The 13,511-nt window shown below is 70.3% G+C and carries 15 protein-coding genes and 1 tRNA gene; 3 read left to right on the top strand and 13 right to left on the bottom strand.

What is annotated here, in order from left to right:
- Positions 1 to 122: 122 nt before the first annotated feature.
- The 3 genes from D457_RS0101255 to D457_RS0101265 form a co-directional block, all read right to left on the bottom strand.
- Entirely contained in the window at positions 123 to 731 is a 609-nt protein-coding gene (locus tag D457_RS0101255; RefSeq protein ID WP_017578820.1) for a chaplin family protein, read from the bottom strand.
- A 157-nt stretch (positions 732 to 888) separates the two neighbouring features.
- Positions 889 to 1,941 carry a hypothetical protein gene (locus D457_RS0101260; protein WP_017578821.1) on the bottom strand — a complete coding sequence of 351 codons (1,053 nt, stop codon included), beginning with the start codon at positions 1,939 to 1,941 and terminating at the stop codon, positions 889 to 891.
- Between the two features lie 244 nt (positions 1,942 to 2,185).
- Positions 2,186 to 3,508 carry a M20/M25/M40 family metallo-hydrolase gene (locus D457_RS0101265; RefSeq protein WP_017578822.1) on the bottom strand — a complete coding sequence of 441 codons (1,323 nt, stop codon included), beginning with the start codon at positions 3,506 to 3,508 and terminating at the stop codon, positions 2,186 to 2,188.
- Between the two features lie 136 nt (positions 3,509 to 3,644).
- On the opposite strand from D457_RS0101265, the gene D457_RS0101270 reads away from it, so the two are divergent.
- Positions 3,645 to 3,729: transfer RNA gene (locus D457_RS0101270), tRNA-Leu, on the top strand.
- Between the two features lie 157 nt (positions 3,730 to 3,886).
- Here D457_RS0101270 and D457_RS0101275 read toward each other — a convergent pair.
- From D457_RS0101275 to D457_RS0101310, 8 genes are all read right to left on the bottom strand, one after another.
- Positions 3,887 to 4,696, bottom strand: a complete 810-nt coding sequence (locus D457_RS0101275) for an MBL fold metallo-hydrolase (RefSeq protein WP_017578823.1) — start codon at positions 4,694 to 4,696, stop codon at positions 3,887 to 3,889.
- A 99-nt stretch (positions 4,697 to 4,795) separates the two neighbouring features.
- A complete protein-coding gene (locus D457_RS34410; RefSeq protein ID WP_083926629.1) occupies positions 4,796 to 5,548 on the bottom strand; it encodes a maleylpyruvate isomerase family mycothiol-dependent enzyme in 753 nt (250 codons plus the stop codon).
- Positions 5,496 to 6,158: a TetR/AcrR family transcriptional regulator gene (locus tag D457_RS0101285; protein WP_204367436.1), complete on the bottom strand. Its 663-nt coding sequence runs from the start codon at positions 6,156 to 6,158 to the stop codon at positions 5,496 to 5,498. Before D457_RS0101285 ends, D457_RS34410 begins: the two co-directional genes overlap by 53 nt.
- A gap of 230 nt (positions 6,159 to 6,388) precedes the next feature.
- Positions 6,389 to 7,567 carry a cytochrome P450 gene (locus D457_RS0101290; protein WP_394297027.1) on the bottom strand — a complete coding sequence of 393 codons (1,179 nt, stop codon included), beginning with the start codon at positions 7,565 to 7,567 and terminating at the stop codon, positions 6,389 to 6,391.
- Positions 7,568 to 7,653: 86 nt separating this feature from the next.
- On the bottom strand, positions 7,654 to 8,442 hold the full coding sequence (locus D457_RS0101295; RefSeq protein ID WP_017578827.1) for an ABC transporter permease: 789 nt from the start codon (positions 8,440 to 8,442) through the stop codon (positions 7,654 to 7,656).
- Complete coding sequence (locus D457_RS0101300; protein ID WP_017578828.1) at positions 8,439 to 9,404, bottom strand: daunorubicin resistance protein DrrA family ABC transporter ATP-binding protein; 966 nt, start codon at positions 9,402 to 9,404, stop codon at positions 8,439 to 8,441. Before D457_RS0101300 ends, D457_RS0101295 begins: the two co-directional genes overlap by 4 nt.
- A gap of 28 nt (positions 9,405 to 9,432) precedes the next feature.
- Positions 9,433 to 10,230 carry a DUF4097 family beta strand repeat-containing protein gene (locus tag D457_RS0101305; RefSeq protein WP_026116214.1) on the bottom strand — a complete coding sequence of 266 codons (798 nt, stop codon included), beginning with the start codon at positions 10,228 to 10,230 and terminating at the stop codon, positions 9,433 to 9,435.
- 74 nt (positions 10,231 to 10,304) lie between these two features.
- Positions 10,305 to 10,850 carry a hypothetical protein gene (locus tag D457_RS0101310; protein ID WP_026116215.1) on the bottom strand — a complete coding sequence of 182 codons (546 nt, stop codon included), beginning with the start codon at positions 10,848 to 10,850 and terminating at the stop codon, positions 10,305 to 10,307.
- Between the two features lie 261 nt (positions 10,851 to 11,111).
- Here D457_RS0101310 and D457_RS0101315 point away from each other — a divergent pair, with 261 nt between their 5' ends.
- The gene (locus tag D457_RS0101315) at positions 11,112 to 11,684 is read left to right on the top strand and encodes a GNAT family N-acetyltransferase (protein WP_017578831.1); all 573 of its coding nucleotides are present in this window, start codon (positions 11,112 to 11,114) and stop codon (positions 11,682 to 11,684) included.
- A 65-nt stretch (positions 11,685 to 11,749) separates the two neighbouring features.
- Positions 11,750 to 12,235, top strand: a complete 486-nt coding sequence (locus tag D457_RS0101320; RefSeq protein WP_017578832.1) for an Lrp/AsnC family transcriptional regulator — start codon at positions 11,750 to 11,752, stop codon at positions 12,233 to 12,235.
- On the opposite strand, the gene D457_RS0101325 is transcribed toward D457_RS0101320, so the two are convergent.
- Both D457_RS0101325 and D457_RS0101330 read right to left on the bottom strand, forming a co-directional pair.
- Complete coding sequence (locus D457_RS0101325; RefSeq protein WP_017578833.1) at positions 12,197 to 13,156, bottom strand: ArsA family ATPase; 960 nt, start codon at positions 13,154 to 13,156, stop codon at positions 12,197 to 12,199. The two genes, D457_RS0101320 and D457_RS0101325, sit on opposite strands and share 39 nt — an antisense overlap.
- Positions 13,147 to 13,428, bottom strand: coding sequence for a cory-CC-star protein (locus D457_RS0101330; protein ID WP_017578834.1), 282 nt, complete (start codon positions 13,426 to 13,428; stop codon positions 13,147 to 13,149). The genes D457_RS0101325 and D457_RS0101330 overlap by 10 nt, the downstream gene beginning before the upstream one ends.
- Positions 13,429 to 13,511 lie beyond the last annotated feature (83 nt).

The raw sequence follows: 13,511 nt of genomic DNA on the forward strand, positions 1-13,511 counted from the left end.
CGCACCCCGTCGATCAGCTCCGCCCTGGTTGGGCGGCGGCTGACGTGAACCCCGAGCACATGGCCTTGGCCGGTGCTACGGGACTCGCGTCAACCCCCGGGCCGTACGGCCCGGGAAGCTGATCAGGCGCGGGCCCTGCGGCGCTTGCCGAAGAGCAGGAGCCCGGCGCCGGCGGCGACCGCCAGGACCGCGGCGGCCAGCAGCCCGGCGAGGGCGCTCTGGTCGGTACCGGTGACCGCGAGGCGGCTCTCGTCGGCGGGCGGAGCGGAAGGAGACGCGGACGCGGAGGGCTCGGGAGAGGGCTTCTCCTCCTCGGCCTGCTCCTCGCGCTCCTCTTCTTCCTCCGGCCCCTCCTCGACCGGCTCCTCTTCCTCGGGCTCTTCCTCGCGCGGCTCCTCCTCGGGCTCCTCCTCGACCGGCTCCTCTTCCTCGGGCTCTTCCTCGGGCTCCTCCGGGTCGTAGCCCTCGTAGCCGGGGTAGGGGTCCTTCGGGGTCTTGGTCTCGGTCACCTTGGCGTCGCCGCCGGTGCAGTTGGCTCCGGCCACGCCCAGGACCGCGATGGCGTTCCCGCAGGCGTTGACCGGGGCGTCGACGTCGAGCACCACCTGGTTACCGCCGCCGATCGACCCGTTACCGCTGGTCGTGGTGTCGGCGAGGGCGACGCCGTGGGAGGTGACGATGAATCCGGCTGCCAGGACCGCGGCGAGTCGGAGGTGGGTTGTCTGGGTCATCGGCTGTCCTTTGGTCGACGAGGAGAGGTCTGTTGGTGCCTCAAGGACCGCGGACGGGTTTCCCGGCGTGGGAGCCTGGGGAAGAGAGCACGCCCGACCGGATTCGGTGGGGCGGCTGTGCGCAGGGCGCACGGACCGGCCGCGGTCTGGAGCGCGGCTAGTCGGGGGAGAAGGAGGGGTCGTCCGCGGCGTCGCGGACCACCAGGTTGGGGTCGCCGGGCAGGGCGACCCGCTGGGCCCGGAGCACCATGTGCTCGGAGCGGGCCATCAGGAACCCGGCGGCGCCGGGGGCCTGGAAGGACGGGGCGGAGGCACCGGTGGTGTCCGGCCCGACCTGGTGGTAGGAACCGCCGCCGATCAGACGGATCCGCTCGGCGGACTCCCCGCCGGCGGCCGTGTCCTCGGCTTTGCGCGCGGCCTCGTCGGCCACACGCCACGAGTTCTCCACCACGTGCGCGGCGATCTCGTCGGCCACACGCGCCACCCGGGCATCGCGCTCTTCACGCTCGCGCTCGTCCGCATCGGCGTCGGGACGCTGGTCGGCGGGCAAGGTGGCGAAGGCAGAGTCCTCGGCCGGGCCCAGGACCGGCAGACCCAGGGGTCCCCCGTTCTCGGTCACGGCGTCGATCCCGCCCTGGCCGACCGTGTCGGCCAGACCCGAGGTGACGGTGTCCACCAGCGCGTTCTCGCGCAGGGACCCGTCCGTGGACTCGACGACCTCCTGGCCGGTGCGGGCGACCCCGGTGACGAGGCCGGTGGCCCCGCGTGCGGTGTCGTCGACAGCCTGGCCAGTGTCGTGCACGATCTCGTTGGCGACGGAGCCGACCGTGCTCTCCTCCAGGGCCGCACTGACACCGGTCTCCCGAAGCGCGTTCGCGGGAAGCGCGGACGCCTGCGGCACGACGGTCTCGGTGAGGGCTCCGGTGGAGGAAGCGGCTCGGGTGGCCGTGTCGGAGAGGCGGGTCTCCCGGAGCTCTCCGGCGGCCTGCCCCGTGCGGTCGGTAATCTCACCGACGCCCAGGACACTGCCGCTGAGGCCGCTGAGCCCACCGGGTTCGGCGGAGGTCTCGCTGTGCGCGACACCCACTCCCCCGGCCAGCCAGGCCACGGCGACGATTCCGGACAGGATCAGCAAACGGGCGTAGGCACCACGGGGGTTGCGAGCAGCGCGACTGGCTGAGACCAGCCACCCTCGGCTCGCGAGCACCATGGATGCCCCTTCGTTTCGCTGTCACTGAACGGTCCCGTGCGGCGGTGCCGCGAACGGTCGCTCCACGAAGCCCCAGAACACAGGGCAACGTCGAACTGAAAGAAACCGTAGCATCACCCTGAGTGACAGTGCGCGAAAAAACCAACCGCGCCGAGAAGTTCCCGGCGCGGTTCGTCCGACTTTGCGGCGGCTGGACCCGAAAGATTCGGCCAGCCCTCGTCGGAATTTAGGTCAACACAGCTGGTCAGCTCATGCCGATGAAACGGTCCAGCACCCGTACCCCGAACTGGAGGCCGTCCACGGGAACGCGCTCGTCGACCCCGTGGAACATGCCGGCGAAGTCCAGCTCCGGCGGCAGCTTCAGCGGCGCGAAACCGTAGTTGCGCACGCCCAGCCGGGAGAAGCTCTTGGCGTCTGTCCCACCCGAAAGGCAGTAGGGGACGGCCTTGGCCCCCGGATCCTCGGCCAGCAGGGACTCCGACATCGCGTTCACCAGGCCGCCGTCGAAGGAGGTCTCCACGGCGGGCAGGTGGTGGATGAAGTCGCGGCTGACCTTCGGGCCGAGCAGCGCGTCGATCTTCGCGAAGTACTCGTCCTCGGTGCCGGGCAGGAAGCGCCCGTCCACCTGAGCGGCGGCCTCACCCGGGATGACGTTGGCCTTGTAGCCGCCGCCGAGCACCGTCGGGTTGAGGGTGTTGCGCAGCGTGGCGCCGATCATCTTGGCGATCGGGCCCAGCCGGGCCACCGTGGCGTCCACGTCCTTCTCGTCGAAGGGGATCCCGAACTCCTCGCAGATCTCCTCCAGGAAGGTCCGCACCGTCGGGGTGAGCTGCACCGGGAACTCGTGTTGCCCCAGCCGCGCGACCGCCGCCGCCAGCTCGGTGACGGCGTTGTCCCGGTTGGTCATCGAACCGTGCCCGGCGGTGCCGCGCGCGGTGAGCTTCATCCACGCGATGCCCTTCTCCGCGGTCTCCACCAGGTACAGGCGCCGGTTCTCGTTGACCGTGAAGGAGAAACCGCCGACCTCGCTGATCGCGGAGTCGCAGTCGGCGAACAGCTCGGGGTGCTCGTCCACCAGGTACTGGGCGCCCCAGGTACCGCCCGCCTCCTCGTCGGCGAGGAAGGCCAGCACGATGTCCCGCGGCGGTTTGCGCCCCTCGCGCAACCGCTGCCGCAGCATCGCCAGGACCATCGCGTTCATGTTCTTCATGTCGACCGCGCCCCGGCCCCACACGCAGCCGTCGGCGACCTCACCGGCGAAGGGGTGGTGGGTCCAGTCCTCGGGCGCGGCCGGAACCACGTCGAGGTGCCCGTGGATGAGCAGCGGCGGCCGCGAGGAGTCCTCACCCGTGATCCGCGCCACCACGTTGCTGCGCCCGGGGTGCTTCTCGTAGATCCGCGACTCCACCCCGACCTCGTCGAGCTTGGTCGCGACGTACTCCGCCGCCTTGCGCTCCCCCGGCCCGGAATGGTCGCCGTAGTTGGAGGTGTCGAACTCGATGAGCTCCCGGCACAGGTCGACGACCTCGACCTCGCCCGCGCTCAGTTCCTTACCTGGATCCACCATCTGGCTCTCCCGTCTCCGGCCGCACCTTTTGCCCTAGAGCCTGTCACGACCACCCCCCGCCGGAAAACTGGTTCGGAAGCCCTCAGACCTTTGCTATGGTTAAACCTGTTCGGAGCGACACACGCCGAACAGCCCGGTCCGGGTGGCGGAATAGGTAGACGCGCTAGCTTGAGGTGCTAGTGGCCGTTAAGGCTGTGGGGGTTCAAGTCCCCCCTCGGACACAAACGAAGGCCCTGCTCAGCAGGGCCTTTTTTGTTGTCCTGGTAGCAACGAGGGCTCCTCGAGGGTGCACCACGCGCCGTTGTGCGTGACACCTTCGGACCATGGCCATCGACGTGCGCCCGAGGCGGGGCAGTGCACGGCCAGAGCGAGCCGAGGTCAGGAGCCGCCCCCGGGTTCGAATCCCGCCAGCATCCCTTCCAGCGCCCTCTGGTCGGGGCCGACGAACGCTGCTGCGGTTGGCGCCTGGGCGAGCATGTCGAGGAACGTCGCCCCGTAGCCGTGCGCCGGCGGCAAGTGCGTGCTGAGGATGGTCTCCGGGGCCGCGTCCCGCAGCGGCCGCGCCGAGGCTGCGTAGGCGCGCTCCTCCACCCCGTGCACCCAGGGGTTGTCGACCGTGGCCCACAGCAGCTGGGCGGCCCGCAGGTCGGAGGCCTCGACCCCGCCCACGTCCGCGCCTGCGGCGATCTCGGCGCTGACCATGGGGGCACCGAAGCAGTCCGAGGTGAAGCACGCGCGCGAGTGGTCGTCGTAGAAGCCGACCGTGCTCGGGCTGTCGAACAGCGGAGGCCGGAAGGCGTGCAGAGTCCGGTCGCCGACGTCCAGTCGCTGTCCCGGGTTGAGCAGGTACACGCGGTCGATCGGCAGGGGGCGCTCACACGACATGATTCCCATGCCGAGGAAGGTCGTAACCACGCGCGCTCGGGGCGCGGCCTCCAACAGGTCGAAGAGCCCGCCGGTGTGGTCGCGGTCCGGGTGCGTGAGCCAGATCCACCGCACGTCCCGCGGATCCATGACCGAGCTGACGGTGGCCACGAAGTCCCGGTCGGGCAGGCTGAGTCCGGTGTCGACGACGACGGGTTGGGCGGCGTGCAGGATGAACGCGTTGACGGGCAGGAAACCGACCCCGGGAACGGGCATGGGGTCGCTGAGAACGGTGATGTCGTGTCCGATTCGGTGGGTCTGCATGACGGTCTCCGATGTGTGTGCGGAGGATCCGCTGCGCGAGTGGATCCGGGTGGACCGTCCTCGGCGTTCCCGCGAATGCGCGGGCCCGTCCGCGGACGGTCAGAAGGGCACCCGTCCGGCCATCAGACCGGCGCCGCGGCCGCGTCCGGACAGGACACGGCAGAACTCGGCCGCCTCGGCGGTGATCGTCTCACCGCCGTCGCCCTGGGCGTACACGCCTCCGGCGGGGCCCTCCAGCGTGAGATGGAAGGGGCGTCCGTGGCGGCGGGCCCACTCGGCCACGACGTCGGCGACGATACGGCCGTCGTGTTCGGGCGTGAGGTCCGGCTCGCGGCCCGTGGCCAGGCAGACGTCGAGCCGGTGCATCCAGGTGTCGCGGGTCAAGATGACGTCGAACAGGTAGCCGAGCCGCCAAGTCTCCCGCACTCCGTCGACCTCCTCGGGCATCGGAAGGTAGCGCAGCGGCGCGGCCAGCCGGTAACGGGCCCGGGCGGAGCGCGGCGCCGTGTCAGCCATCGCCTCGACGATGTCCTTCGAAGTCAGGTGAGTGCGCTCCGCCACCTGGACTTGGGTCATGCCGTCGATCCGGGGACGCTCTCCAGCGGCCTTGGCCCCGGCTCGGAACACGTGGACGAACTCGCGCGGGGAAGCTGCGGCCTCCATCATCGCGAGCGTGTGGGAGGCCAGCGACCGGACGTCCCAGTCCGAGCAGCAGGTCGGCCGGGTCCAGTCCGACTCGTCGAGCGCGGCCAGGAGCGCCACCATTCGGGCGTTCTCGGTCAGTGCGAGGCCGAAGGCCTCACGCCGTCCTATGGGGCTCAGATCCCTGACCGGGACCGGTTCTGTGTCCATCGGTACCCGCCTCCGGGCCTTGAACTCGTTTCCGAGTGTGGAAGAAGAACATCTCCACCGCCTCGTCGGCCAGGCGCGTCCAGCGGTCGCCGCCGGGGTCGTTGGAGATCTGCTGGTCGACGATGCCCGTGGTGAGCGCGGTGAGCAGGTCGAGGGAGCGGTCGGTGTCGATGCCGCTCGACGCCAGCCGCTGGCGCAGGATGTCGAGCGCCCGCACGGCCAGCGCGTAGGACTCCGCGGAGGGAGTGAACCCGGGGATCGTGCGCTGGAACAGGAGCTGGTAGCGGATCTGGTCCTCGGTGCAGAAGTCGATGAAGTAGCGGATCTGCGACTTCAGCCCCTCCAGCGGATCGTCGGCGGCAGCTGTGCTGCTTGCCCCGGCGAGGAACTGGTGGCACCCCTGCGCGAACATCGCGTCGAAGACGGCGTTCTTGGAATCGAAGTAGGAGTACAGGGACGGGGCCCGCATGCCCACGCGCCGCGCGACGCCGGCGAGCGTCAGACCGGACAGACCGTCCTGCCGTGCGGCGTCCCAGGCGGCCTCCAGAATCTCCGCCCTGGTCTCCGCCCGACGCCTCTCCTGCCTAACGTTCATCGGCTTGCCTACCATGATTAGGATTATCTAATGCCATTAGGCAAAGGTCAACCCACTCCGGCGTCGGGTCCGTGCCCGGGATCAGGGGGCACAGAACCTGTGGGGCGGTGGTCCGGGCTTTCTCTCGGGTACGGGGTCCCCTCTGCGGTGTTGGAGGCCCGGAGCGAGCTGGTCGGGACGGTCAGTCCGCTCCGGGTCCTCGGACGTGCCCGGCCCCGACCGTGGACCAGGTCAGCCGATCGCCCTCAGGCGTCCCAAGTGACCGGGAGGCTCTTCACCCCGTAGATGTCCGCGGTCTCCGGGCGCAGCCGGACCTCGTCGGCCGGAACGGCCAGGCGCAGCGTCGGGAAGCGGTCGAACAGCGCGGGGAGCGCGACCCCCATCTCGACGCGGGCCAACTGCTGCCCCAGGCACAGGTGGGCTCCGTGGCCGAAGGCCAGGTGACCGCCCTCCTGCCTACGGATATCGAGCACGTGGGGGTCGGTGAAGCGCTCGGGGTCGCGGTTGGCGGTGTTGAGCGACAGGACGACCGCCGTACCGGCCTCGATGGTCTGCCCGCCCAGCTCGACGTCCTCCAACGCCGTCCTCATGAACGTCTTGGCGACGCTCAGGTACCGCAGCAGCTCCTCCACCGCCCCGGGGGCCAGTCCGCGGTCACCGCGCAGTGTGGCCAGCTGCTCCGGGTCGCGCAACAGCGCGAGGGTGCCCAGCGCCAGCGTGTTCGCGGTGGTGTCGAACCCAGCGGCCAGCAGGAGCAGGGCCATCCCCTGCAGTTCCTCGTCGGTCAGGTCGCTGTGGGTGAGGTCGCTGAGCACGTCGTCGGTGGGGTTCGCGCGTTTGGCCGCCACCAGCTCCGCGAGGTACCCCTGGGTGGCGGTGTAGGCCGCGATCAGGTCCTCGTCGCTGGTCTCACCGTCCATGAACGACTCGACCTGTTCCTGGAAGGAGCCCCGGTCCTCGTAGGGCACCCCCAGCAGCTCGCAGATCATCATGGCGGGGACGGGCTTGGTGAACGCGGTCACCAGGTCCGCGGGCGGCCCGGTCCTTTCCATGGCGTCCAGGTGCTCGGCGGTGATCTGCTCGACCCGCTCGGTGAGCATGCGCATCCGCCGGGCGGTGAACTTGCGCACCAGCGGCTTGCGGTAACGGCTGTGCTGCGGCTCGTCCATGAGGAGGAACTCGCCGGGCAGCGCCGGAGGGACTTCGATGCCGCTGTAGTCGATCAGCGGGTGGTGGCTCATGAGCTCCTTGCGTGAGCTGAACCGCGGGTCGGCCAGGGCTGACCTGACCAGTTCGTACCCGGTGACCAGCCAGCCCTGGTGCCCGTCCGGAAAGGAGAGCCGGCTGATTGGCCCGTGCTCACGGGCTTCGACCAGTTCCGGTGGAGGGTCGAAGGGGCAGCCCGGGCGGCGTTGCGCGGGCATCGCGGTGAGGTGGTGGGGGGTCTTGTTCACGGCCGTTCCTCTTCTCCCGGTACTGGGTGTTCGTTCCGGTCGTCTCCGGTTCCCGCTCAGGAGGCGGAGGGGTCGCGGTCGTAGAGCTTGCGCGCCCACAGGTAGGAGGCCAGGGCGATGGCGGCGCACCAGGCGAGGGCCGCGATCCCACTGCTTCCGATCTCGGTGCCGGTCAGCAGCCCGCGCAGGGTCTCGATGATCGGCGTGAAGGGCTGGTACTCGGCGAACCACCGGATTCCCGCCGGCAGGGTCTCGGTGGGCACGAACCCGCTGCCGAGGAAGGGCAGGAAGACCAGGGGCAACGGCAGGTTGCTAGCCGACTCGACGGTCTTGGCGACCAGCCCCAGCGCCACCGAGAGCCACGTCAGCGCGAACGAGACCGCGGCCAGGAGGCCGAGGGCCGCCAGCCACTCGGCCGGGCCCGCGCTGGGACGGAATCCGACGAGCAGCGCCACGGCGGTGACCGCGGCCACCGTCAGCATCGCCTGGATCAGGCTGCCGACAACGTGACCGGTCAGCACCGAGACCCGGGCGATCGCCATGGTGCGGAACCGCGCGACGACCCCCTCGGTCATGTCCATGGCCACCGAGATGGCTGTGCCCTGGGCAGCGCTGGCCACCGTGATCAGCAGGATTCCGGGCGCGATGTAGTTGGCGTAGTCGGCACGGTTACCGACGGCTCCCTCAGCACCCATCGCACCGCCGAAGACGTACACGAACAGCAGCAGGAAGACGATGGGCATGCCCATGAGGGTCAGCGTCATGGACGGATAGCGCCGCATGTGCAGCAGCTGGCGGGCCACCATCGTGACCGAGTCGCCGAGGGCGTGGGTGAGGGTGGTCATCGGCTCGCCTTCCTTGTGTCGTCGTCCGCGCTGCGGCGGCCGGTGAGCGCGAGGAACACGTCGTCCAGGGCCGGGGTCCGCACCGACAGCTCCTCCGGGTGGATGGATGCGTCGTCCAGGCGTTCCAGCAGGTCACGCAGGGAGGCGATCCCGCCGTTTCCGGGAACCCTGAGCGCCAGGGCGTCGGTGTCGGTCTCGCCGCCCAGCGCCCGGGCCGCCGACTCCAGGGCTTCGGTCCCGGTGAAGCGCAGCCGGACGTGGCCGCCGGGGACGCGGCGCTTGAGCTCGGCGGCGGCGCCCTGGGCCACGATCCTGCCGTGGTCGAGCACCGCGATCCGGTCGGCGAGCTGGTCGGCCTCCTCCAGGTACTGCGTGGTGAGGAAGACGGTGACACCGTCGGCCACCAGGTCCCGGATGATCTGCCACATGTCCCGGCGGCTGCGCGGGTCCAGCCCCGTGGTCGGCTCGTCGAGGAAGATGAGCCGGGGCCCGCCCATCAGGGTCATCGCCAGGTCGAGCCGTCGGCGCATACCCCCGGAGTAGGTGGAGGCGGGTTTGCCCGCCGCGTCGACCAGGTCGAAGTGCTCCAGCAGCTCGTTGGTGCGGCGCTGTCCCCGGGCCCGCCCCAGGCGATGGAGCCTCGCCATCAGCATCAGGTTCTCGCGCCCGGTGAGCAGGCCGTCGACCGCCGAGTACTGCCCGGTGACCCCGATCGTGGCGCGCACCGCCTTGGGCTCGGTCGCCACGTCGTGCCCGAGGACACCGGCCCTGCCGCTGTCGGCGCTGATCAGCGTGGACAGGATCTTCACGATGGTGGTCTTGCCGGCCCCGTTCGGGCCGAGCAGCGAGAACACAGTCCCCGCCTGGACCTCCAGGTCCACACCGTCCAGGACGAGGTGGTCTCCGTAGGTCTTGTGTAACCCCGTGGCGGTGATGGCCGCGGGGGGAACGTGCTGTGCCATGTCTGCCTCGCCTCTGTGTGCTCCGGTGTCAGGAACGGTGGATCAGGATGTCGCCCCAGACGCTGCGGGCCCGGACCTCGACGGTCCGCTCAGTGGTGGCGGGGCCCTCGGCGGCCTCCAGCGAGCTGCGCACGACGCCCTTGGTGGAGAGCACGTCCAGCCAGGCCGCGGTGCCCTCCGGCACACCGACCTCCAGCTCGCCGTAGGAGGACTCCACGTCGACGCTGCCCTCCGGAACCCGGCCGATCCGGACGCTGCCGTGGGTGGTGCGCGCGGTGACCGGGCCCAGGGCGCGGTCGACGGTGATGTCGCTGTGCGCGGAGTTGGCTCGCAGTTCCCCGGTCACCTGGCCGAGGGTGATGGCGCCGCTGGTGGACTTGACCACCGCGGATCCGTCGATCTCCTCCACCCGGATCGACCCGTGGCCCACGGTGAGCTTGGCGTTGCCCCTGACACGGTCCACCGTGATGTTGCCGGTGGAGACGGAGAGCTCGGACGGGCCCAGGCTCCCCTCGCAGCGGATGTTGCCGAACCCGCCCGCGGCGTGCACGCGCGAACCCGCGGGAAGTTCGACGGTGATGTCGACCATGCCCTTGCGCCCGATCATGCGCCCCAGCACCGAGGGCTGGGGGTCGCGTACTTCGAGGCGGCCGCTGGCGTAGTCGACCTCGATCAGCTCCGCGGCGCGTACGTCGTTGTCCTTGTCGCCGATGCGCGGACGGACCTCGACGGTGGTCTCGGTGCGGTCTCCGGCGATGATCTGGAGGTTTCCGGAGACCACGGTGATGTCGGCGGTGATCGGTTCGGGGGTGTTGAAGGTCGGCACGTTCGTCTCCCTGGTGTGGCGTCGGTGGTCGTCTCCGCTTCCGGGAGACGCGGTGCTCAGGTGGTCGGTCCGGGTCAGCGGACCCAACCGGTGTGGCCGCGGCCGATCTGGCGTGTCCGCCGGTTGTCGGGCCGAGGGCCGCCGTCGAGCGATGCGGCGACCGCGCGCACCAGCCAGGCGTTCACCGACAGCCCTTCACCGCGGGCGGCCTCCTCAACGAGCTGCTTGAGCTGGTCGGGCAGCCGGAGGGTGATCCGTGAGGTTCCTCCGTCCTCGCCCTCGATCAGGGCCTGCTCCGCGGGTGTACGGCCGGAGCCTGCGGCTTCGCCCTGGTGACCCGGTGATGTCGCGATGCCACCTTCGCCGACCCCCTCGAACTCAGGTGACGTCACTATGAAGTCAGCCTGCCGTCCGCGCAGGCGCACCTCCACCGAACCAGGGGCCATGTCCCTGGTGATCTCGTCCGCGGCAGCGGAGAGCACATCGAGCAGGGCCAGTCGGGCAGCGGGTTCCAACGAGACACTGAGGCGCTCGGCAGTAGCTCGGGTCTCTTCATCCCCGGCCTCGGCGGCCGCCAGGAGCTGTCGGCGGAGTTCGTCGGCATACGGCGTCAAATCCATGACGTCATAATGACTCCACAAGTGACGTCATGTCAAGCACCCCTTGCCCGAAGTCGACGTCAAGCGCTACCCGACCCACAGCAGCCACGTGTGCGCGGTGAACCGGACGGAGGGCGAGAGCCTGCGTCCGCGGCCGCGTCCCCCGGGAAGCCTCCCGGAAGAACCCGCGGGAAGCCGCCCCTCCCCGAGGACTGCCCCGCGCCTTCTGCGGCCCGGGCCCTTTGACTCGGAATTGTCACTGCCGCGTGGCACCCTGGGGCCATGACCATCGACGTACGCCCGGCCTCGGTCTTCGATGACGTTCGGACCCTGGTGGGTCCGAAGTCGCCCACCGCCAACGTGTGCTGGTGCCTGAGCTACCGGGTCCCGTCCAAGCTCAACAACGAGCTCCGCGGCCCGGCCCGCGGTGAGTACGTCGCCGACCTGTGCCGCGGAGAGCCCGCCCCCGGGGTTCTCGCCTACGACGGCGAGGAGCCGGTCGGCTGGGCCGCCGTGGCACCGCGCTCGGCCACGTCCTTCGCCCGGAGCCGGAAAATCCCACACGTCGACGACCTGCCCGTGTGGTCGCTGTGGTGCATCCGGGTCCGGCCCGGCCACCGCAAGAAGGGGATCTCCCACGCCTTGATCACCGGGGCCGTCGAGTTCGCCCGCTCGCACGGCGCACCCGCGATCGAGGCCTACCCCCTGGACAACGGGGACGGCAGGGTGGACACGACGATGGCCTACCCGGGCCTGCGGCGGAACTTCGAGCGCGCAGGGTTCACCCACGCCGCCGACACGACCTCGGTCCTGTCGGGTTTCCCCCGCGTCCTGATGCGCCGGGACCTGCGCTGACTTCTCCTCGGACCGACTGCGGGAGATCAGCTGCACGGGTTCGGTGTGCTCGCTAGGTTGACTGAATGGACGAACTTGATTCGGCGATCATCCGCCAACTCCAACTGAACGCACGGCAGACCAACCGGGAGCTGGCCCGGCTGGTCGGAATCGCGCCCTCCACCTGCCTGGAACGGGTACGTTCGCTGGTCGAGCGCGGGGTGGTCCGCGGGTACCACGCCGATATCGCCCCGGCCGCGCTCAACCGTCGCGTCGAGGCCTTCGTCTCCGCCCGGCTGCGCCCGCTGAGCAGGCCCGTCATCGACGGGTTCAAGAAGGCGCTGATCGACCTCCCCGAGGTATCGGCGGTGTTCGTGGTGGCCGGGGACGACGACTTCCTCATCCACGTATCGGCCCGGGACCTCGACCACCTGCACAACTTCCTCATCGACCGGCTCAGCCAGCGCCGTGAGGTGGTGAGCTTCCGCAGCCAGATCATCTACGAGAGCAGCCAGAAACACGTACTGGAGGGCCTACCCGAATCCGCCCGTCTCCGCGGCGAGGGTTCGTAGCGCCTGCAAGCCCAAGGGCTCGGTTCCGGTCAGGGGGAGTTCGACCGTCCCGTGCGGGGCGAAGCGCTCGCGGACGGCCTTGAGGACCTCGGGGTCGACATCGGCAGGGACCTGGTTCACGATCACCGTTCCCAGCCGGAATCCGGTGCGGACCAGCTGGGCTGCGGCGCGGTCGGTCTCGGCCAACACCATCCGGCGCGGCACCAGTACCAGCCTGACCTCGGCGTCCTCGCGAAGACGCGTGGCGGCCCGGTCCAGTTTGCGGCGGCGGGCGTGCAGCCTCTCCAGCAGGGGGTCGTCCGGTGTCCCGTCGGAACCACCACCGACCACACCCGCGGCGAAGCGGTCCGCGTCCACCACGCGTTCGCGCTGGCGCACGAGGCCCTGGACCCACGGGGTCAGTAGTTCGGGCAGGTCGAGCAGGCGCAACAGGTGGCCGGTGGGGGCGCTGTCCACCACCAGGCGGTCCCACGTTCCGGGGACCTCCTCCATGGCGTCCATGAGCAGGTCGGCCAGGGCGGACTCGGCCATCCCGGGACCGGCGGCGGCGTGGTCCAGGTGGCGGGTGACGGCGGGCAGGATCTCCCGGGGCAGGGCCGCGCCGGCGTCGTCGCTGATCTGTCGGACCCTGCGCTTGAGCGCGGCGTCCGCGTCGGGCTCGCGCGCCCACAGGTTCTCGCTGACCTGGACCGGCGTATCGCCCAGGGGAACACCGAGCGCGTCGCCGAGCGAGTGCGCCGGGTCCGTGGAGATCAGCAGCGTGCGCAGACCCTCGTCGGCCAGGCGCAGCGCGTGCGCGGCGGCCATGGTGGTCTTACCGACCCCTCCCTTACCGCCGAAGAAGACGATGGGAGAGACCGAAGCGTCCTCCGGCGTCCGCCCGGTGGCGTCACCGCGCCGTTTGCCGAACCTCAACAGCACACCCCCGGCCCCCCGAAATCGTCGCGCCCCATGCGCTGGTGCCATTCGTGCAGGTCGGCCACCATGTACGGGATGAGGTCGAGGGTCTCATAGGAGACGGGCCCCTCCACTCCCAGGGTCTCCAGGAGCAACAGGGCCCGCAGGGTGTCCTCCTGGGTGCGTGTCTCCCGGAGCAGCTCCTGGCGCCAGCGTGAGGCGAAGACCGCATCGTGGAAGGCCTCCACCCGCTTCCAGACATCACGCGCACGCAAGAGCGCACCCAGCGGGTCCACGGTGTCACCTCTCCTTCGGGCCGGTGCTGTCGGAGGCCTCGGCGGCCCCTCGGGGCCGGTGCTCTCCGCGCTGGCACCCTCGA

This window comes from Nocardiopsis valliformis DSM 45023 (assembly GCF_000340985.1).
Lineage (GTDB): Bacteria > Actinomycetota > Actinomycetes > Streptosporangiales > Streptosporangiaceae > Nocardiopsis > Nocardiopsis exhalans.

Coding starts and splice junctions, on each gene's coding strand:
- D457_RS0101255 (WP_017578820.1), bottom strand. CDS start 731: ATGACCCAGACAACCCACCTCCGACTCGCCGCGGTCCTGGCAGCCGGA.
- D457_RS0101260 (WP_017578821.1), bottom strand. CDS start 1,941: ATGGTGCTCGCGAGCCGAGGGTGGCTGGTCTCAGCCAGTCGCGCTGCT.
- D457_RS0101265 (WP_017578822.1), bottom strand. CDS start 3,508: ATGGTGGATCCAGGTAAGGAACTGAGCGCGGGCGAGGTCGAGGTCGTC.
- D457_RS0101275 (WP_017578823.1), bottom strand. CDS start 4,696: ATGCAGACCCACCGAATCGGACACGACATCACCGTTCTCAGCGACCCC.
- D457_RS34410 (WP_083926629.1), bottom strand. CDS start 5,548: ATGGACACAGAACCGGTCCCGGTCAGGGATCTGAGCCCCATAGGACGG.
- D457_RS0101285 (WP_204367436.1), bottom strand. CDS start 6,158: ATGGTAGGCAAGCCGATGAACGTTAGGCAGGAGAGGCGTCGGGCGGAG.
- D457_RS0101290 (WP_394297027.1), bottom strand. CDS start 7,567: ATGCCCGCGCAACGCCGCCCGGGCTGCCCCTTCGACCCTCCACCGGAA.
- D457_RS0101295 (WP_017578827.1), bottom strand. CDS start 8,442: ATGACCACCCTCACCCACGCCCTCGGCGACTCGGTCACGATGGTGGCC.
- D457_RS0101300 (WP_017578828.1), bottom strand. CDS start 9,404: ATGGCACAGCACGTTCCCCCCGCGGCCATCACCGCCACGGGGTTACAC.
- D457_RS0101310 (WP_026116215.1), bottom strand. CDS start 10,850: ATGGATTTGACGCCGTATGCCGACGAACTCCGCCGACAGCTCCTGGCG.
- D457_RS0101315 (WP_017578831.1), top strand. CDS start 11,112: ATGACCATCGACGTACGCCCGGCCTCGGTCTTCGATGACGTTCGGACC.
- D457_RS0101320 (WP_017578832.1), top strand. CDS start 11,750: ATGGACGAACTTGATTCGGCGATCATCCGCCAACTCCAACTGAACGCA.